General features: G+C 58.3%; 18 protein-coding genes and 1 pseudogene. 6 read left to right on the top strand and 13 right to left on the bottom strand.

Features of this window, described 5'->3' with window-relative positions:
* Positions 1-15 precede the first annotated feature (15 nt).
* From LZU96_RS00095 to LZU96_RS00075, 5 genes are read left to right on the top strand one after another with little or no spacing between them, the layout of a single operon-like run.
* Complete coding sequence (locus LZU96_RS00095; protein WP_233985753.1) at positions 16-1,290, top strand: ATP-grasp domain-containing protein; 1,275 nt, start codon at positions 16-18, stop codon at positions 1,288-1,290.
* The gene (locus LZU96_RS00090; protein ID WP_233985752.1) at positions 1,278-1,985 is read left to right on the top strand and encodes a class II glutamine amidotransferase; all 708 of its coding nucleotides are present in this window, start codon (positions 1,278-1,280) and stop codon (positions 1,983-1,985) included. Before LZU96_RS00095 ends, LZU96_RS00090 begins: the two co-directional genes overlap by 13 nt.
* 5 nt (positions 1,986-1,990) lie before the next feature.
* A complete protein-coding gene (locus tag LZU96_RS00085) occupies positions 1,991-2,791 on the top strand; it encodes a 2OG-Fe(II) oxygenase (RefSeq protein ID WP_233985751.1) in 801 nt (266 codons plus the stop codon).
* Between the two features lie 29 nt (positions 2,792-2,820).
* Entirely contained in the window at positions 2,821-3,321 is a 501-nt protein-coding gene (locus LZU96_RS00080) for a YbaK/EbsC family protein (protein ID WP_233985750.1), read from the top strand.
* A 20-nt stretch (positions 3,322-3,341) separates the two neighbouring features.
* Entirely contained in the window at positions 3,342-4,253 is a 912-nt protein-coding gene (locus LZU96_RS00075; protein WP_233985749.1) for an EamA family transporter, read from the top strand.
* A 45-nt stretch (positions 4,254-4,298) separates the two neighbouring features.
* Here LZU96_RS00075 and ibpA read toward each other — a convergent pair whose 3' ends face one another.
* The gene (gene ibpA, locus LZU96_RS00070) at positions 4,299-4,715 is read right to left on the bottom strand and encodes a small heat shock chaperone IbpA (RefSeq protein WP_046289498.1); all 417 of its coding nucleotides are present in this window, start codon (positions 4,713-4,715) and stop codon (positions 4,299-4,301) included.
* Positions 4,716-5,005: 290 nt separating this feature from the next.
* On the opposite strand from ibpA, the gene LZU96_RS00065 reads away from it, so the two are divergent.
* On the top strand, positions 5,006-5,377 hold the full coding sequence (locus LZU96_RS00065) for a YceK/YidQ family lipoprotein (protein ID WP_233985748.1): 372 nt from the start codon (positions 5,006-5,008) through the stop codon (positions 5,375-5,377).
* Here the strand turns inward: LZU96_RS00065 and LZU96_RS00060 are convergent.
* The 12 genes and pseudogenes from LZU96_RS00060 to dnaA form a co-directional block, all read right to left on the bottom strand.
* A complete protein-coding gene (locus LZU96_RS00060; RefSeq protein ID WP_233985747.1) occupies positions 5,349-6,611 on the bottom strand; it encodes a DUF3748 domain-containing protein in 1,263 nt (420 codons plus the stop codon). The two genes, LZU96_RS00065 and LZU96_RS00060, sit on opposite strands and share 29 nt — an antisense overlap.
* Positions 6,612-6,658: 47 nt before the next feature.
* Entirely contained in the window at positions 6,659-7,981 is a 1,323-nt protein-coding gene (locus LZU96_RS00055) for an MFS transporter (RefSeq protein ID WP_233985746.1), read from the bottom strand.
* Positions 7,982-8,094: 113 nt separating this feature from the next.
* Entirely contained in the window at positions 8,095-9,243 is a 1,149-nt protein-coding gene (gene dgoD / locus LZU96_RS00050; protein ID WP_233985745.1) for a galactonate dehydratase, read from the bottom strand.
* Positions 9,240-9,857 (bottom strand): 2-dehydro-3-deoxy-6-phosphogalactonate aldolase, encoded by a 618-nt coding sequence (locus tag LZU96_RS00045; RefSeq protein ID WP_233985744.1) that lies wholly within the window; start codon positions 9,855-9,857, stop codon positions 9,240-9,242. Before LZU96_RS00045 ends, dgoD begins: the two co-directional genes overlap by 4 nt.
* Positions 9,841-10,716, bottom strand: coding sequence for a 2-dehydro-3-deoxygalactonokinase (locus LZU96_RS00040; RefSeq protein ID WP_233985743.1), 876 nt, complete (start codon positions 10,714-10,716; stop codon positions 9,841-9,843). Before LZU96_RS00040 ends, LZU96_RS00045 begins: the two co-directional genes overlap by 17 nt.
* Positions 10,713-11,411, bottom strand: a complete 699-nt coding sequence (locus LZU96_RS00035; RefSeq protein WP_233985742.1) for a FadR/GntR family transcriptional regulator — start codon at positions 11,409-11,411, stop codon at positions 10,713-10,715. The genes LZU96_RS00040 and LZU96_RS00035 overlap by 4 nt, the downstream gene beginning before the upstream one ends.
* A 131-nt stretch (positions 11,412-11,542) precedes the next feature.
* Positions 11,543-12,352: a sugar-phosphatase gene (gene yidA / locus LZU96_RS00030; protein WP_233985741.1), complete on the bottom strand. Its 810-nt coding sequence runs from the start codon at positions 12,350-12,352 to the stop codon at positions 11,543-11,545.
* A 100-nt stretch (positions 12,353-12,452) separates the two neighbouring features.
* Positions 12,453-12,932, bottom strand: coding sequence for a YhcH/YjgK/YiaL family protein (locus LZU96_RS00025; protein ID WP_233985740.1), 480 nt, complete (start codon positions 12,930-12,932; stop codon positions 12,453-12,455).
* Between the two features lie 195 nt (positions 12,933-13,127).
* The gene (gyrB, locus tag LZU96_RS00020; RefSeq protein ID WP_233985739.1) at positions 13,128-15,536 is read right to left on the bottom strand and encodes a DNA topoisomerase (ATP-hydrolyzing) subunit B; all 2,409 of its coding nucleotides are present in this window, start codon (positions 15,534-15,536) and stop codon (positions 13,128-13,130) included.
* Between the two features lie 18 nt (positions 15,537-15,554).
* Positions 15,555-16,640: a DNA replication/repair protein RecF gene (recF, locus tag LZU96_RS00015; RefSeq protein ID WP_233985738.1), complete on the bottom strand. Its 1,086-nt coding sequence runs from the start codon at positions 16,638-16,640 to the stop codon at positions 15,555-15,557.
* A gap of 229 nt (positions 16,641-16,869) precedes the next feature.
* Positions 16,870-17,970 carry a DNA polymerase III subunit beta gene (dnaN, locus tag LZU96_RS00010; protein ID WP_233985737.1) on the bottom strand — a complete coding sequence of 367 codons (1,101 nt, stop codon included), beginning with the start codon at positions 17,968-17,970 and terminating at the stop codon, positions 16,870-16,872.
* Positions 17,971-17,977: 7 nt separating this feature from the next.
* Positions 17,978-19,344 (bottom strand): annotated as a pseudogene (dnaA, locus tag LZU96_RS00005) (chromosomal replication initiator protein DnaA); the annotation flags it as partial.
* Positions 19,345-19,387: the final 43 nt, after the last annotated feature.

The following is a 19,387-nucleotide window of genomic DNA, read 5'->3' as shown; positions in this document are numbered from 1 at the left end:
CGGTAAGGCGAGGCGATGAAAAAGATTTTTCTGCAGATTGGCGCGACCCGTGACGGACAGAATCCCTACTGTGCGGTGGCGAAGCGCGAGGGATATTTTACCGTGCTGGCGGAGATGGGTGACTTTGTCGATTACCAGTCGCTGAGTCTGACGCTGCCGTTTGATCTGATCGTTCGCCTCGATCGGCCGGAAAATCCGTGGGAGGTGATGCAGGCCTATCTGCACGCCGGTTTGCTGTCGCATCCGCAGGTGGTGCTGGCTGGCTTTGAAGCCTACAACGCCAGTGCCGGACGGGTCCGGGAAATGCTGGCCGGACCCGATGCGCCCGCCGCGTTTATTCCGCTGGATAAATATGCACAGCGTATGGCGCTGAAAAAAGCCTGGCCCGCCTTTCCGCAGCCGGAGTTTCGCTTTTTCGCCTCGCCGCTCAGCATTCTGGATGCGAAAGAGGCGCTGATCTATCCCTGTGTGGTGAAACCGGTGGATGGCGGCGGCGGCCTGGGGATCTGGCTGATTGAGCGGGCTGAGCAGCTGTGCAGCGTAGTGAACAAACTGGTTCAGACCATGAACTACGGCGGACGCGGCTTCAGCGGTTTTATTGTGGAAAGCGGATTAGCGGGCGATGAGTTTTCGTTACAGGGCGTGGTGCATCAGGGACATCCGCAGGCGCTGACCTGCTGTCATAAGGTGATTGAACAGCATCGTGACGCCGACGGCTGCGTCAGCTTCTGTGAGTCGGGGCATGTGGCGCTGGCCGCCGCCACGCTGCCGCCGTCGTTCACCAGCCTGATGGCCTTTTGCTGTGAAACCTTTGGCTATCGTCAGGGCGCTTTTCATATCGATTTCATTCTGATGAACGGTATTCCGCACTTTCTGGAGATGGGCTTCCGCCTTTCCGGTATGGGCGTGGCGACGCTGGTGCAGGAGGCGACCGGCATCGACTGGGCAGAGGTGACCTTTGGCCTGGAGGCGGGCGCGGTGTTACCGGCCTTTGCCTTCACCGCGCCGCGGGCGGTGGGTCAGCTGCGGTTACGGCAGCCGGCGCAGTTGCAGGCGGCTGAGCGCTGGATTGAGCAGCATCAGCAGGGCCAGCTGATGCCGACCCTCAGGCTGCCGACGCTGCAGGTGTCACCGCGATCGTCACTGTATGCCGATCTGACCCGTCACGCGGGCATTCTGGCGACCTTTTGCCTGACGGCGGCAGCGCGTGAGCCGATTCTGGCGGCCTTTCATCAGGTGATCGCCGCGCAGCCCGCGGCGGCAGGGAGAAATATTGTATGTGCAGAATGATTCTGGCGCATGGCCGGTTCGATAGCGCGGCGATTCTGGAAGCGGCGCGTGCCATGAGCTGCGGCGAGAGCGCCACTCATGATGGCCCGATTAAACAACATCCTAACGGCTGGGGCTGTCTGTGGCTGGAGAAAGGCGAGATCCGCACGCTACACGGCACCGGCGCATTCGCCGACGCGCTGCCGGGCATTGATGTCGATCGGCTGCGCAGCCGCTTTCTGGCGGTACATGTGCGCCACGCGACGCTGAGTAAAAATCAGGGGCTGGAATTTTCTCATCCACTGTGGCGCAACAGCGCGGAACATTGCTGGTACATGATGCACAACGGTTACCTGCCGACGGTTTATCGCCAGCTTGGGCTGACGGAATCACGCTTCGATTCGGAAGAGTATCTGCGCTATCTGGTGGATCAGATCACACCGGCCGATTTCACCCGCGACTACCTGCGGGCAAAAATGGCGCAGGTTGAGCCCGGCGGCAGCGCCGGCAATGCCATTGTGGTTACCCGCGACAAGGCCTGGGCGTGGCAGTGGCATCCCGACGATACGCCGTATCCCGACTATTTCACGATGCATTTTCGGCAACAGGACGATTGTACGCTGATCGCGTCTGAACCGGTGGCAATACCAGGCAGCGCTGGCAACTGGCGGCGCATGAACAATCATGAACTCTATGAAATACCGTTTAGGGAGTGAGAAACATGGCTATTTTCAATCAGTTCCGCGTGATTAATCCCAACATGTTTGTGGAGTCGACCTGGCTGGATGACATCGTGACGGCACGGGTGCCGTTGCTGGTGCTGCGTAACTTCCTCACGCCGGACGTCCGTGAGTCGGTGGTGGCGGATCTCCAGCGCTGCCGGGAGAAGATTCGCGTCTCTCACTATCCCAACGGCGCGCTGACGACGCTGGGGCCTTATCTGGCAAAACACACGGCCGCGCCGGACAACTACTTTACGGAACTGCGCGATATTCAGCCGTCGCTGCCGCCGTCACTGAGCGTTCTGCGCGAACAGATCTATCACTGGGTGCAACATGCGCTGCGGCTGGAGAGCCTGCGCACCGCGCACGAGCCGGGCCGCGGTGACTATGCCGGTTCAATCGTGCGCTTTCATGCCGACGGCGTGGCGAATCCGCTGCATAACGACAACATCGTGCGCGATGCCGACAGCAGCGGTCTGGTGGTGACGCAGATCCTGCATCAGCTCAGCTGCGTGGTCTGCCTGCAGGAGTGCAACGCGGGCGGCGCGCTGCGCATCTACAACAAAAAATGGTCGCCGGAGGATGAGCAGTTCAAAACGCCAGGTGAACTGGGCTACCGCAGCGGCGTGATCGCGGGCAGTGAAACCTGTGAGTTCTCGCCACGCAGCGGCGATATCTACCTGTTTAACCCCGCCTTTTATCACGAAATCGACCGGGTTGAAGGCGATACCCGCATCACTATGGGCTTCTTTTTCGGCCTGACCGATAAAAAAATGAAGCACGCTATCGCCTGGAGTTGATTCAGGTTGCGCCAGAGAAGGAGAGGGAAATGACGACGTTTGAAAAAATTATCGCGCTGCTGGATCAGCATCAGGCGAACTACCGCGTGGTGGAGCATGAGGCGGTGGGCCAGACCGATCTGATCAGTCAGATGCGCGGTAACGCGCTCAATCAGGCGGCCAAAGCGATGGTGCTGGAGGTCAGCATGCCGGAAGGCGCGGAAGCGCGTTACCTGCTGGCCATTGTGCCGGGCGACTGCCGGATCAATTTTAAAAGCGCGGCGCGCGCTATCGGTGGCAAGAAGTCCGCCTTCGCCGCGCCGGAGACGGCGCAGGCGCTAACCGACTGCGTCATGGGCGCGGTGCCGCCGTTTAGTTTTGATGACCGGCTGGCGCTGCGGGTCGATACGCGGCTGCAACAGGTCGGGACCTTGTGGTTTAACGCGGGCGCGCTGGAGAAGTCGATTGCGCTGGCAGTAGAGGACTATTTTCGCATTGTTGGTGACGACTGCTGTGTGGATATCGCGACGCCGGTGGCGGTCACCGCCTGAGGCGGCACAAGGAGTAACTGATGTCGGTAAAAGATATGCTGTTAGCGCTGTGCGTGGTGGTGGCGTGGGGCGTCAATTTTGTGGTGATTAAGCTGGGACTACAGGGGATGCCGCCTTTTTTGCTGGCCGGGCTGCGCTTCAGCCTGGTGGCGTTTCCCGCCATCTTCTTTGTGCGCCGTCCGCCTATTCCGCTGCGCTGGCTGGTGGTCTACGGCATGACCATCAGTTTTGGTCAGTTCGCGTTTCTGTTTCTGGCGATTAAGCTGGGAATGCCCGCCGGCCTGGCATCGCTGGTGCTGCAGGCGCAGGCGTTCTTTACGCTGCTGCTGGGCGCGTTGCTGCTGGCGGAGAAGCTGCGCTGGAATCACATCGCCGGGATTATTATCGCCACGCTGGGGATGTTTATGCTGGCCACGGCCGGTATGGCGGGCCAGACCACCGCTGGCATTACCCTGACGACGATGATGCTGACGCTGGCGGCGGCGCTGTCGTGGGGACTGGGCAACATCACCAACAAGATCATTATGCGCAACCGCCAGGTGCCGATCATGTCGCTGGTGGTGTGGAGCGCGCTGGTGCCGATCGTCCCTTTCTTTGCCTGTTCGCTGCTGTTCGACGGCCAGGCCGCTATCCTCAACAGCCTGCTGCATATCGGGCTACAGACGGTGCTGGCGCTATTCTATCTGGCGTTTGTCGCCACCATTATGGGCTATGCGATCTGGGGAAATTTACTCAGCCGCTATGAAACCTGGCGCGTCGCGCCGCTGTCGCTGCTGGTGCCGGTGGTGGGGATCGTAACCGCCGTGCTGGTGCTGGATGAGCACCTGTCGGGACAGCAGATGCTGGGTGCGACGGTGATTATCTTCGGACTGCTGGTGAACGTATTTGGCGGGGTAGTGGGCCAGCGTTTAGCGATGCGAACCCAATCCTGAAGGCAAAAAAAACGCCGCTGGCGCGGCGTTTATTCTTTTCATCGATTATTTCAGAATCTCAATACGGCGTGGTTTCGCTTCTTCCGGGACCAGGCGTTCAAGATCGATGCTTAACAGACCGTTTTCCAGGCGGGCATCACGTACCACGATATGGTCGGCCAGCTGGAATTTACGCTCGAAATTACGTTCGGCGATACCCTGATACAGGTATTTACGCTCGGTCTGCTCTTCCGGATGGGCGCCCCGCACGATCAGCACGTTATCGTGGGCGGTGATCTCCAGTTCGCTCTGAGAGAAACCGGCTACCGCGATGGTGATGCGATAGTGGTTTTCATCGACCAACTCGACGTTGTACGGAGGATAGCCGCCGTTGCTCTGGTTTTGGTTCGCTTCGAGCAGGTTAAACAGGCGGTCAAAGCCGATGGCAGAACGATAAAGTGGAGAGAGATCAAAATTACGCATATTAAGACTCCTGAGTTTCAGCAAGTTTTGGCAACCTTCCACTACGGGACAGGCTGTATACGGCACCTCACTGTCCCTTGCGGCAACGGTGAGTGCGTCCGTAATCTAAAAATGGGTGCCGGACGTCAGATTTCAAGGGGGAAAAACGCAATTTTTTTCGCCAAATTGAGGAAATGACATACACTCAGGACTACCTTTGCCGGACCAGAACGGACATTGCCCCAGAGCGATGACGTTGTCTGGCAAGCCAACTCAGTCAGGCTTCTGCCGGGGCTGAAGGGATGATAATAATGAATTTGATGAAAACTTTACCGCTGGCGGGTGTCGTCTGCTGCGCCGTTGCGGCAAGCGGTTGCTCCAGCGTCATGTCACATACCGGTGCCAGTCAGGGCTACTATCCTGGCACGCGCGCCAGCGCCGACCTGCTGGTGGATGACGACACCAGCTGGGCACTGAAACCGCTGGCGCTGATCGATCTGCCTTTCTCCGCTGTGCTGGATACCTTGCTGCTGCCGTGGGACTACTATCGCAACGACAGTGACAGATCGATCGATTCTCCGCGTGAACGGGTATTGAAAAGCGAGAAGCTGGCGCATACCCAGGAACATCTGGCACAGGCCCAGCCGCTGCCGACTATGCAGCCGCCGTCGCCGCAACCGTAAACAGCTGCCGCCAGCCGTTTACCTCTCGCATATAAGCAATCTGACGTCCATCGGGTGACCAGACCACTGCGTCGCCCGACGGAGCCGCTTCCGTTCTGTCGGTCAGCCGCTGGCACTGTCCATCGGCGATCTCACATCGCATCACGCTGTTATCGCAGACAAAAGCAATCGCCTCACCGCTGGGGTGCCAGCTAAACGCCGACTGAATGCTGTGGCTCAGCCGGGTGATCTGGCGCGGTTCTCCGCCGTTGGGCGACACGCTCCACAGCTGGATCACCTGCTGCCGGTCCGCCATCAGAAAAGCGATCTGGCTGCCGTCCGGCGCGGCGCGCAGCCAGTGGCGCGGTTGCAGCGCCAGCCCGTTGCTGACCGTCAGGCGACGCTGCTGCACGCCAGCCGGCGGTGCAGGAAGCTGCCGCTCACTGCCCTCCAGCGGCGCGTCGCCCGCCCGGGCGTAATCCTCCAGCGCCGTCGGCAGATCGACAATAAACACCTCCGGCCGCTTTTCTCCCTGCGCGTTCAGCGTGTCACCAATAAAGGCGATGGCCCAGCGCTGCCAGCTGCCGTCGGGTTTCTGATAACCGCGATCGCCAACCCAGCACTCTTCATAAGCGCGATTAATCTGGTCGCTGCCGGGAAGAGGCTGCGGATGGGTCGAGCTGACCAGCAGGCAAAAATAGCTGCCGTCATATTCGCGCGGATGCTGCTTCACCGGCCTGACCGCGCCCAGCGGCACAGCGATGCCGACGTTACGCAAATCCTGATGGCTATCCCATTCATGCATCACATGATCGTTGTAGGTAAAGCTGAGGCGCGATCCATCCGGACTGAAGACATGGACGTGCGATCCGCCGCGCAGTGCGCCGGGCGTGAAAGGGGGCGTGATATCGCAGGCATCCAGGTTGACCGCCTCACCGTTCTGAACGATCACCCCACGCCGATGGTGAAAGTCATAGTGCCAGGTGGCGTCGGGATGTTCCGGCCCGTGAATGCAGACATAGCGCGGCGGCAGATCGGGGCTGACGGTGACCACACCGACATGCGCACCGTGCTGCGCCTGATAGAGCACCTCCACCTCACCGGTCATGACATTGACCCGCTCAATGGTCTGGCTGGTAAACGACGCGCCGGACGGACGGAGATCAAACGCCAGCCACTGGCTGTCGGCGGTCCAGACATTGATATTGGTAAGCTGATGCTGGCGGGCAGCAAAGGTGATCTGTTTTTCGCGCATGGGGGCAACCTGATAAAAATGTTGCCCCACACGCTACGCCAAACGGGCTAAAGATGCAGCTTCGATTTCACCTCATTGATTACCCGTTCCTCACCCTCAACGGTTTTTTTTCGTCCCAGCAGCAGACCCAGCAGGCCACCCAGTACCAGCGCACCCGCCACAATCAGCAAACCATCATGGTAACTGTGGGTGGCATCTTTAATGCGGCCCATGATCGGCGGAAAACCGAGGCCGGCGATGTTCGCCACGGCATTGATCAGGGCGATAGAGGCGGCCCCGGCGACGCCGGAGATGGTTTCGGTGGTGACCGCCCAGAAGACCGGCGTGATTGCCCAGTTAAGGCCCACCATCAGTACCAGCAGGCCATAGGCCAGCCACTGCTGCGAGACCGCCATCGCGCCCAGCAACAGCAGGCCCGCGGCAATCAGCGGCAACCCCAGATGGCGCGCGCGTTCGCCGGTTTTGTCGGAATGCCGGCCGTTAAAATACATAAAAAGACAGGCAAACAGGAACGGTACCGCCGACAGCAGGCTGACCATCAGGTTACTGCGCTCCTCCGCCACGCCCTTGACGATCAGCGGCAGGAACAGCGTGACGCCGATGGTGCCAAACGCCTGCAACAGCCACAGCAGGCTGAGCGCCCAGACGCGGCCACTTTTCAGCGCCACCCGCCAGTTATGGTGGTGAATCGCAGAATGTTTCTCGTCACGTTCAATGGTCTGTTGCAGCCAGCTACGCTGCTCGCCGGAGAGCCAGCGTGCTTTGGCCGGTGAATCGTCGAGATAAAACCAGGTCACAATCCCAAGGAAGAAAGCGGGAATGCCTTCCAGCAGGAACAGCCAGCGCCAGCCCTCCACGCCTAACATCCCGTGCATGTTCAGCAGGCTGCCGGAGAGCGGCAGGCCAATCACCGACGCCAGCGCCGCACCGATATAGAACATCGACATGGCGCGTGCGCGATCGCTGCGCGGATACCAGCAGGAGAGATAGAAGATAATGCCGGGCGTAAAGCCCGCTTCTGCCGCTCCGAGCAGAAAGCGCATCACATAAAGCTGGGTGGGCGTCTGGACCAGGCTCATGCCGGCGGCGATGATGCCCCAGCTCACCATGATGCGGGCGATCCAGCGCCGTGCGCCCACCCGCGTCAGCAGCACGTTACTCGGCACTTCGAAAATGATGTAGGTGACGTAAAAAATACCGGCGGCGATGCCGTACATCTCGGCGGTCATCGCCAGATCGGCATTCATCTGGAGCGCGGCGACGGAAATATTGGCACGGTCGATATAGGCAATCAGATAGAGCAGCATGATAAACGGCATGATGCGCCGGTTCATTTTTTTCACGGTACTCAGATGCAGATGTTCACTCATCGGGAGATCCTCACGTAGGGTATAGCGGACCCGGATCCCGCATCACGCGGGACCTGGCGAGTGTTTCTTATTATGGGGTGAAGCGGGTGGCGACTACGGTAAAGCGGCGAAGGTTACCATTCAGCAACGGCGCCATCGGCGTGCCGCCACACCGGGTTGCGCCAGTCAGGTGCGTCGCGGCTGCGTTCGATCACCAGCGCTTCATCGATCTCGACTCCGAGACCCGGCTTCATCAGTGGGGCAAAGCTGCCCGTGTGCATGGCGAAATCCGCTTTATTCACTACGTAATCAAGCAGTTCTGCGCCCTGATTATAGTGAATGCCCATGCTCTGTTCCTGGAATACGGCGTTATGCGAAACGAAATCAACCTGCAGACAGGCGGCCAGCGCCAGCGGACCGAGCGGGCAGTGAGGCGCCAGCCCGACGTCATACGCTTCCGCCATCGCCGCAATTTTTACGCATTCCGTGATGCCGCCAGCATGGGAAAGATCGGGCTGCACGATGGCCAGTCCGCCCGCTGCCAGCACCCGCTTAAACTCGAAGCGGGAGTACATGCGTTCGCCAGCGGCAATCGGAAGGTGGGTTTGCGCGGCAAGACGCGGATAGTATTCCGCCTGCTCGGCCAGCACCGGCTCTTCAATAAACAGCGGACGATAAGGCTCCAGCTCTTTGATCAATATTTTCGCCATCGGCGCACTGACCCGGCCATGAAAATCGAGACCAAACTCAATCTGGTTACCGAACACTTCGCGGATTTGCGCCACGGTATTAACCGCCTCATCCACCGCACGGCTGTTATCGATCAGGCTCATCTCGGCGCAGCCGTTGAGCTTGAAGGTGTCGATGCCGATGGCGCGCAGCGTTTCAATACCGGCAATCACCTCGGCGGGACGATCGCCGCCCACCCAGCTATAGGCCTTCATCCGGTCACGTACCTGCCCGCCGAGCAGCTGCCAGACCGGCACGCCCAGCGTTTTGCCTTTGATATCCCATAACGCCTGATCGATACCGGCGATGGCGCTCATCAGGATCGGGCCGCCGCGATAGAAACCGCCCCGGTACATCACCTGCCACAAGTCGTTAATGCGCGCCGGGTCCTGGCCGATCAGATAATCACCCAGTTCCTGTACCGCCGCTTCGACGCTGCGCGCCCGGCCTTCAATCACCGGCTCGCCCCAGCCGCATAGGCCCTCATCGGTTTCAATCTTCAGGAACATCCAGCGCGGCGGCAGGCGATAAGTGGTGAGTTTAGTAATTTTCATCGTACGGCGTCCTTATAAGCAGCAACAAAAGCCTGGGCTTTTTCTACAGTGCGCGACAGCGGCTGACCGGCGCGGTACAAATCGCTGCCCAGTCCGGCACCGACGCAGCCGACCGCCAGATAGTCCGCCAGGTTTTCAGGCGTTACTCCGCCGACGGCGAACAGCGGGACTTCCGGCGGCAACACGGCTTTGATCGCCCTGATATAGGCCGGACCAAAGGCCGAGGCCGGGAAAATTTTCAGTGCCTGCGCACCGGCGTTCAGCGCGGTGAAGGCCTCACTGGCGGTGGCACAGCCGATCGCCGTCCAGATCTGCTGTCTGACCGCCCCGGCGATCACCTCTGCATCGGTATTCGGCGTCACAATCAGGCGGCCGCCCGCTGCCGCGACGGCATTGACCTGAGCGACATTCAGCACCGTTCCGGCACCGATCAGCGCCCGATCGCCAAATTGACGCACCATCTGCGGCAGGGTCTGTTGCCAGTCGGGTGAGTTGAGCGGCACTTCAATCGCGTCAAAACCCGCCTCAATCAGGGCGCTGATGTGTGCTTCGGCTTCGTCCGGCCTGATGCCGCGCAGAATGGCAATCAGCGGCAGGTTAAAGGGTAAGGTCATCGATAATTCTCCTTATTCCATGCTGGAAGGCGCGATCGCCCTCCAGCCATTGCAGCGGGATATCCAGCAGGGCAAACGCCGCCTGATAACGCCGGGCCAGCGACTCGCTGGCAATCAGCGTCACCGGACCGCTCAGCGTCGGGGACACCTGCTGGCTGGCGACTTCATGGCCGATCAGTAAACCGGAGAGAAAATCGCTGACCGACTCGGGGGCCAGCGCGCCCAGCAGATGCTGCGCCCGCACTTCAAACAGTCGCGCCAGCAGGGACAGATCGTTGATGCCGGTTTCCAGCCCGCGCTGAAAGGCCGCCGCATCCGGCTGCTGTGGCGGTAAACCGGCGCCGATCAGGGCGTGGTTCAGCAGCAGATGATGCAGTTCGCCGGTCATCAGAGTGCGGAAATCGGTGACGTAACGTCCTTCACATTGCACCCATTTGGAATGGGTGCCGGGCATCACGATCAGTTCCGCCGGTGCCAGCGTTTGCGCCCCCAGCAGCTGGGTCTCTTCACCGCGCATCACGTTGTGATTATCGCGGCGGCTGACGCTTAATCCCGGCACGATCCAGCGCTTTTCACCGGCCACGGTCAGCTGCGCCGCGAGGGTGTCCAGCGCCTGTGGGCAGGAAAGATAAGGCGCGGGCAGCCAGCCGGCGTTGCTGCCCACCATGCCCGCCATCACTACCGGCACCGCATCCACCGGCCAGTGCTGAGTGATTTCGTCAAATACCTGCTGGTGGCTGCGGCCGTTTAAGCGCGTCACGCCTGATTCAGATTGTCGGCTATCCATACACTCTCCGTCGCGGTAATACCAGGCGCGCAGGTTGGTCGAGCCCCAGTCAAGCGCGATATAGTGACTCACACGATCTCCTTCAGGCGTTGGGTTGAACTGGCGATCATGGCGCGTGCCGCTGCTTCTGCGGCGTCAGCATCCTGATGACGAATGGCATCGAACAGGTTCTGATGTTCACGCAGGGTTTGCGGCATGTTGTCGCGATCGGCGCGGTAGGTGCGGGCAAACACTGCTTTCTGTAGCTGAACCAGCGCGATGCTGAGCTGTTGCAGAATGGGATTGTGCACAGAGGCCAGCAGCGCCTCGTGGTAGCGCATATCGGCCTCGTTAAAGGCATCACGATCGTCGTGCCAGGCGATCATATCGTTGAGCGCCTGCTCGATACCGGCTAAATCCTGTGAGGTCGCGCGTTCGGCTGACCAGCGCGCCAGCTGTGGCTCGACCAGCACCCGCACATCGTTCATCGCGGCGATGAGCTTCGGGTCGTGATTGTGCTTTAACGACCATTGCAGCACGTCGCTGTCGAGGAAGTTCCACTGCTGATGCGGAGTGACAAAGGCGCCGCGGTAACGCTTAATTTCAATCAGGCGTTTCGCGGTCAGGGAGCGATAGACTTCGCGGATGATATTACGGGAGGTAGCGAACCGTTCGCACAGGTCCGCCTCGGCGGGCAACGGCTGGCCTGCCGCAAACTGGCCGGAGACAATCTCTTCGCCCAGCGTTAAAAGAATCCGATCGGTTTTGCTGACATCCTGCTTTTCCACTGTCTGTGTTCCTTTGCCCGGCCCATGCCTGAGCAAAAATTGTAGTACCACCTATCAAGGTTGTACTACAATCCTGATCACAAAACAGACAATCTGTTGCGCTGTAGCCTGTCAGCAACAAAACGGACGATTTACAATACCAGCTCTTCAATCGCGTGTGCGACGCCATCTTCCATATTGGTTTTGGTCACGAACTGGGCGATTTTCTTAACCGAATCAATGGCATTACCCATCGCTACTCCGGTGCCGGCATACTCAATCATCGCCAGATCGTTTTCCTGATCGCCAATCGCCATCACTTCTTCCTGCTTCAGCCCAAGTTTCTCCGCCAGCATTTTTACGCCCTGGCCCTTGTTGACCCGGCGATCAAGAATTTCGAGGTAGTAAGGCGCACTCTTCAGGATGGTGTAGGTCTGGCGCGCCTGTTCAGGCAGACGAGCAATCGCCGCGTCCAGCAGAGCAGGGCGATCGATCATCATCAGTTTGGGAAAACGGGTGGCGCGATCCATCTCGTCAACGGCGCGGTAGCGCACCGGAATCCCGGTCAGGCTCGCTTCGTGGATGGTGTATTCACTGATGTCTTTGTTCGGCGTATAGAGGTGAGATTTGTCGAAGGCCTGGAAATGTACGCCCAGCTCACGCGCCAGCTGCTCAATGTAGAGATAGTCGTCAAAGGTCAGCGTCACTTCCGCCACGCATTCACCGTCTTCGGCCTGATGGACCAGCGCACCGTTGTTACTGATCGCATACTGACCCGGCGCCTGCATATCCAGCTCCATCAGATAGCGCTGGATACCGACAAACGGCCGGCCGGTGGTCAGTACAATCGAAACCCCTTGCTGGCGGGCGCGATCCAGGGCGGATTTCACGCCCGGCGTGATTTCGTGTTGCGGATTAAGCAGGGTGCCATCCATGTCGATAGCGATCAATTTAATAGCCATAGGGTCCTCGTTGCGTCTGGGTTTTACTCAATGCTAGCGCGATTCAGCTCACATTGACCAGTTTAGTGGCAAGCGATGACAAATGACTGACACCCGGAGCTTAGCCGGTAAAGAGATCGCGGTGGATTTTGATCACGGCTTTTCGGATGCGGGCCGGTTCGGCGGGCGCGCAGCAGGGACGATGCACGTCGTGCGGGAAAAACAGCGCAAACATACCGGGCGTCAGGGTGAACATCGATTCGTTCAGCGTCTGCTGATAAAAAACCACGTCGCGCTGCTGGGCAAAATCTTCGGTCACCTGCTGATCCGGATGCGCCCGGGCCACGCCGATATTTTCAGTGCCTTCAAGCAGATACTGGATATCGATGTAGCTAAAATGGGACTCAGCCTTACGCGCACTGGCCGGCTCGGTCATCATCTCCTGCACCAGACAGAACATTTTATCGTCGGGCAGAATGGCATATTTGCCGGTTTCGAGCTGGCTGAAATCGGTCTCAGCAATCCAGCTTATCGCCTGGTCAACCACCGGATGAAAGGCGTGACGTTCTCTGGCCCAGTCGCGACGATCGCAAATAATCATGGTTTAACTCCCTGTCAGAACAGAATAGTGCGCCACAGAGGCGCAAAGAGAGACAAGAGTAAGAGAGGGACGCAGGCTAAAAAGTGATCGCGATCGCAGCCTGCAGGCAACATGGGGCAATCGCCGTGGTTTTCAGACGGCTGCGCAAAAAAAAAGGCCATCACTCGCGTGATGGCCTGTTACGTCAGCAGCCGATTAGATATCGATGTTGGCGGCTTTCAGCGCATTCTCTTCGATGAAGGCGCGGCGCGGTTCAACCGCATCGCCCATCAGGGTAGTAAACAGCTGGTCAGCGCCAATCGCATCTTTAATGGTCACGCGCAGCATACGACGGCTATCCGGGTCCATGGTGGTTTCCCACAGCTGCTCCGGGTTCATCTCGCCCAGACCTTTGTAGCGCTGTACTGAGAGGCCACGACGTGACTCTTTAACCAGCCACTCAATCGCCTGCTCGAAGCTGGCCACCGGTTGACGACGCTCACCACGTTCAATGTAAGCATCCTCTTCCAGCAGTCCACGCAGCTTGCCGCCGAGGCCGCAGATTTTGCGGTACTCAGGACCCTGAATGAAATCGGCTTCCAGCGGATAGTCGGTATCCACACCGTGGGTACGGACGCGCAGCACCGGTTCGAACAGGTTCAGCTCGCGGTTTTCACGCACCTGCGCCAGGTAGGTGCTGCCGTGCGCTTCGCGCTCGGTGAGGTAGCTCACCAGACTGTTCAGCCAGCCGGTTACTTCCGCTTCATTGCTCAGATCGCTCAGCGTATCGTGATAAATCAGCGCGCGCAGCAGGGCCAGCGGATAACGGCGCTCCATACGCTTGATCATCTTCTGGGTGCTGTTGAAGTCAGAGACCAGCGTCTCCAGCGGCTCACCGGCCAGCGCCGGGGCGCTGGCATTGGTGTGCAGCGTGGCACCATCAAGCGCGATAGCGATCTGGTATTGATCCATCGCGTCATCATCTTTGATGTACTGCTCCTGCTTGCCTTTCTTCACTTTATACAGCGGCGGCTGCGCGATATAAACGTGGCCGCGCTCAATAATTTCCGGCATCTGACGATAGAAGAAGGTCAGCAGCAGCGTACGGATGTGCGAACCATCGACATCGGCATCGGTCATGATGATGATGCTGTGATAGCGCAACTTGTCCGGGTTGTACTCGTCGCGACCAATGCCGCAACCGAGCGCGGTGATCAGCGTAGCCACTTCCTGCGAGGCGAGCATTTTGTCGAAGCGCGCTTTCTCAACGTTGAGGATCTTACCTTTCAGCGGCAGAATCGCCTGGTTCTTACGGTTACGGCCCTGTTTAGCCGAGCCGCCAGCGGAGTCACCCTCCACCAGGTAAATTTCTGACAGCGCCGGGTCGCGCTCCTGGCAATCCGCCAGTTTGCCTGGCAGACCCGCCAGGTCCAGCGCGCCTTTACGACGGGTCATTTCACGCGCACGACGCGCGGCTTCACGCGCACGGGCAGCGTCGATGATTTTGCCGACCACGATTTTGGCGTCTGACGGGTTTTCCAGCAGATACTCCGCCAGCAGTTCGTTCATCTGCTGCTCAACCGCCGATTTCACCTCAGACGAGACCAGTTTATCTTTGGTCTGTGAAGAGAATTTGGGGTCCGGTACTTTTACCGAAACCACGGCGATCAGGCCTTCACGCGCATCGTCACCGGTGGCGCTGACTTTGGCTTTCTTACTGTAACCCTCTTTATCCATGTAGGCGTTCAGGGTACGGGTCATCGCAGCACGGAAACCGGCAAGGTGGGTACCGCCGTCGCGCTGTGGAATGTTGTTGGTAAAGCAGTAGATGTTTTCCTGGAAGCCGTCGTTCCACTGCAGCGCCACCTCCACACCGATGCCATCTTTCTCGGTAGAGAAATAGAACACGGTTGGGTGAATCGGGGTTTTGTTTTTGTTGAGGTACTCAACAAACGCCCGGATGCCGCCTTCATAATGGAAATGGTCAGACTTGCCATCACGCTTATCTTCCAGACGAATCGACACGCCTGAGTTGAGGAATGAGAGTTCACGCAGGCGTTTCGCCAGAATGTCATACTCAAAATCGCGCACGTTGGTAAAGGTTTCGTGGCTTGGCCAGAAGCGCACACGGGTACCGGTCAAATCGGTCTCGCCGGTCACCGACAGCGGTGCCTGCGGCACGCCATGGACGTAGACCTGCTGGTGTACTTTGCCTTCGCGACGAATGGTCAGCTCCAGCTTCTGTGACAGGGCGTTCACCACCGAGACACCGACGCCATGCAGACCGCCGGAGACTTTATAGGAGTTATCGTCGAACTTACCGCCGGCATGCAGCACGGTCATGATCACTTCAGCGGCGGAAATGCCCTCTTCTTCGTGAATACCGGTTGGAATGCCGCGTCCATCATCCTGCACCGAAACGGAGTTATCCGCATGAATGGTAACCACGATGTCACTACAGTGACCAGCGAGCGCTTCGTCGATTGCGTTATCCACGACCTCGAATACCATGTGATGCAGACCGGTACCGTCATCGGTATCGCCGATATACATGCCCGGGCGTTTGCGTACCGCATCAAGCCCCTTCAGGACTTTGATACTTGAGGAGTCATAAGAATTCGACATCAACGTTTCTCGCTCATTTTAATCTTCAGGTTGAACCGCTATTTTACCCTGTTCCACGCGGAACATCTTGCCCTTTTCATCGGTCATGTCGATTACATGCTCGGCAGAAATTGCGCTGACAAACACCTGTGCCTGGGTCGCTTTTAACCGCTCCGCCAGCAGGCGTCGACGGCTGTCATCCAGTTCCGAGGCAAAGTCATCAATCAGGTAAACACAGCGGCGTCCGCTCTGGCTTGTCAGGAACTCGCCCTGTGCCAGACGCAATGCACACATCAGCAGTTTTAACTGCCCGCGTGAGAGTAAATCTTCCACCGGCGTCCCTTCAGCCCGAATACGAAAATCGGCTTTATGAGGACCGCTGGCGGTATAGGTCAGGGCGCGATCGCGCTCAAAGTTACGTTCCAGTAACTCGCCGTAATCGCTCTCTTTATCCCAGCCGCGCTGAAACGAAAAGCGCAGATCAAATTCAGGCAGGAACTGGCTGCAGGTGGCGGTAATCTCCGCCGAAATCGCCGCACTGTATTCGGCGCGCCACAGGCTGATCTGTTCCGCCAGCGGCACCAGCTCCTGATCCCAGGGACGGATCTGACTGTAGCGTGACACCTGGCGCAGCGCGGCGTTACGCTGTTTTAACAGGCGGCGCAGGTTGCTCCAGGCGTTGAAAAAACCGGGCGTATTATGGAAACAGCCCCAGTCGACATAGGCTCTACGGTATTTGGGGCCACCGTTGAGCAAAGTAAACCCTTCGGGAGTGATTAACTGCATCGGCAACAGCTGCGCCAGTTCAGCTACTTTGTGACCATCGCTGCCGTCGATACGTACTTTGCTGTCACCGGCGCGGTTTTTGGTCAGTCCGACAGCGATTTCCCGCTCTTTACCTTCCAGCCGGCCATGCAGCACAAACGCTGCCTCATCATGACGGATCACGCGGCCCGCCTGCAGGCTGCGAAACGCCCGGCCGTGGCCCAGGGTGTAAATCGCCTCTAATACGCTGGTTTTACCGCTGCCATTGGCGCCGACCAGAAAATTGAAGCCGGGCGCTAACGCCAGGTCAGCCTGTTCGATATTACGAAAATCTTTGATAAGGAGGCGGGTTAAAGCCATGAATCAGTCCAGCGTGAAGGGCAATAAAGTTTTGGGCCTGGGATTTGACCTGCCGATCCAGGGCGTTAACGTCGAAGCCAGTTTGCCCGGTATCCCAGTCACCAGGCCGTCGGCGTCGCAGCCAGTCTGGTTCCGGCCAGCGCGCAGGCCCTGGGAGCATACTGAAGTATGTGACCAGGGACGAGCACTGCCCGGAATCAGAATGGCAAGTAAGCCAGGCCGATATATTCTACAAGCGCATGGGCATCACGACATAGGCCGCCGCCGGACTCGCCACATCCTCAATCTGCACGCTCGATACCGAGTCGGTCAGCAGCAGACGAACGTTTTCGCACTTCAGTGCGTTCAGTACATCCAGCACGTAACTGACGTTGAAGCCAATCTCCAGTTCGGTGCCGTTGTAGCTGACGTCCAGCATCTCTTCCGCTTCTTCCTGTTCAGGGTTATTGGCGGTGATTTTCAGCTGATTTTCGGTGATATAGAGGCGAACGCCGCGGAATTTTTCATTCGACAGGATCGCCGCGCGGGCAAAGGCCTGCTTCAACAGATCGCAGCCCGCTTCCAGCGCTTTATCGGGATTCTTCGGCAATACGCGGCGATAATCAGGGAAACGACCATCAACCAGCTTCGATGTGAAGATAAAGTCACCGACGTGCGCCCGGATATTGCTGCCGCCAATCTGGACCTGCAGCGGGTTATCGCCGCCATCCAGCAGACGCAGCAGCTCAATCACTCCTTTACGCGGCACAATTACCGAATGACTCGGCAGCGCCTGGCCGATCGGCATTGAGCAGACCGCCAGACGGTGACCGTCGGTGGCTACGGTGCGCAGCTCTTCCCCTTCGGTTTCAAACATCATCCCGTTGAGGTAGTAGCGAACATCCTGATGCGCCATGGAAAACTGGGTCGCTTCGATCAGCCGTTTCAGCGTCGCCTGCGGCAGGGTAAATTCAACTTCACTCTGCCAGTCGTCGAGATTCGGGAAATCGCTGGCGGGCAGGGTCGACAGCGAGAAACGGCTGCGGCCGGAACGCACTAACATGCGATCGCCTTCCAGCGCCAGGGTGATCTCCGCGCCTTCCGGCAATCCGCGACAGATATCGAGGAATTTCCGTGCCGGCACGGTGGTTGCGCCAGGCTCATGCGCCTGCGTCAGGGCAACCCGCGCCACCATCTCCATTTCTAAATCGGTACCGGTCAGCAACAGCGTTCCTTCCGTCACCTGCAACAGCAGGTTTCCAAGGATCGGCAGCGTCGGGCGACCGCCTAGCGGGCCGCTTACCTGTTGCAGCGGCTTCAGTAACTGCTCACGTTCAACAATAAATTTCATAGCGTCAGGAAGATAATGTTCTGATGAGATTAGAGAAATCTTCTTTAATATCGTGGCTCTCTTCACGCAGCTGCTCTATCTTGCGGCAGGCATGAAGCACCGTCGTGTGGTCGCGACCGCCAAAGGCATCACCAATTTCTGGCAAGCTGTGGTTGGTCAGTTCCTTAGCCATCGCCATCGCCATCTGGCGCGGACGCGCCACGGAACGCGAGCGGCGCTTGGACAGCAGATCCGCGACCTTAATTTTGTAGTACTCAGCCACGGTCTTCTGAATATTATCAATGGTGACCAGCTTTTCCTGCAGCGCCAGCAGATCGCGCAGCGCTTCGCGCACGAAGTCGATGGTGATCGCCCGACCGGTAAAGTTGGCGTTGGCGATCACGCGATTCAGTGCGCCTTCCAGTTCACGCACGTTGGAGCGTAACCGCTTAGCAATAAAGAAGGCCACTTCGCCAGGCAGACGAATGTCATTCTCATCCGCTTTCTTCATCAGGATCGCCACGCGCGTTTCCAGTTCAGGCGGCTCGATCGCCACCGTTAACCCCCAGCCAAAACGTGACTTCAGACGATCTTCCACCCCGTTGATCTCTTTTGGATAACGATCCGAGGTCAGGATGATCTGCTGATTGCCTTCTAATAAGGCATTAAAGGTGTGGAAGAACTCTTCCTGCGAGCGCTCTTTATTGGCGAAGAACTGAATATCATCGATCAGCAGCGCATCGACCGAACGGTAGTAGCGCTTAAACTCTTCGATCGCGTTGTTCTGCAGCGCCTTGACCATGTCCTGGACGAAGCGCTCGGAGTGCATGTAAACCACTTTGGCATTGGGTTTACGCGCAATAATGCCGTTACCCACCGCGTGCAGCAGGTGAGTTTTCCCCAGACCGGTGCCGCCATAGAGGAACAACGGGTTATACGCGCCGCCTGGATTATCGGCCACCTGACGTGCCGCCGCGCGCGCCAGCTGGTTAGATTTACCTTCAACGAAGTTATCGAAGTTATGGCGGTTATTCACATTCGAGCGATAGGTCACATCAGCGGGCGCCGGCACGTTATCCCAGCTTGGACGCATGATCTGCGTCGGGGCCGGACGGATGTGGCTCTGTACCGGAATAGCAGGCGCGCTCACGCTGGCCATCACCGGCTGGCTGACAGCGGCCGTTTGCTGAACCGGGCGTGTCCCCACTTCAAAACGCAATAACGGTACGTTTGGCCCGCAGAATTCATTCAGTAATGCGTTAATGCTGTTGAGGTATTTGTCCCGAACCCAGTCGAGTACGAAGCGATTTGGAGCATACAAGGCAAGCGTATTGTCGTTTAACTCAGCCTGTAGTGGACGAATCCACATGCTGAATTCGGTGGCAGGAAGCTCATCCTGCAAACGGGCAAGACACTGTTGCCAAAGCGTAAGTGACAC

It is taken from the genome of Pantoea agglomerans, assembly GCF_021397715.1.
GTDB classification, from domain to species: domain Bacteria; phylum Pseudomonadota; class Gammaproteobacteria; order Enterobacterales; family Enterobacteriaceae; genus Pantoea; species Pantoea astica.
The sequence above is the reverse complement of the archived record's forward strand: the minus strand, read 5'-3'. Positions and strand labels throughout refer to the sequence as shown.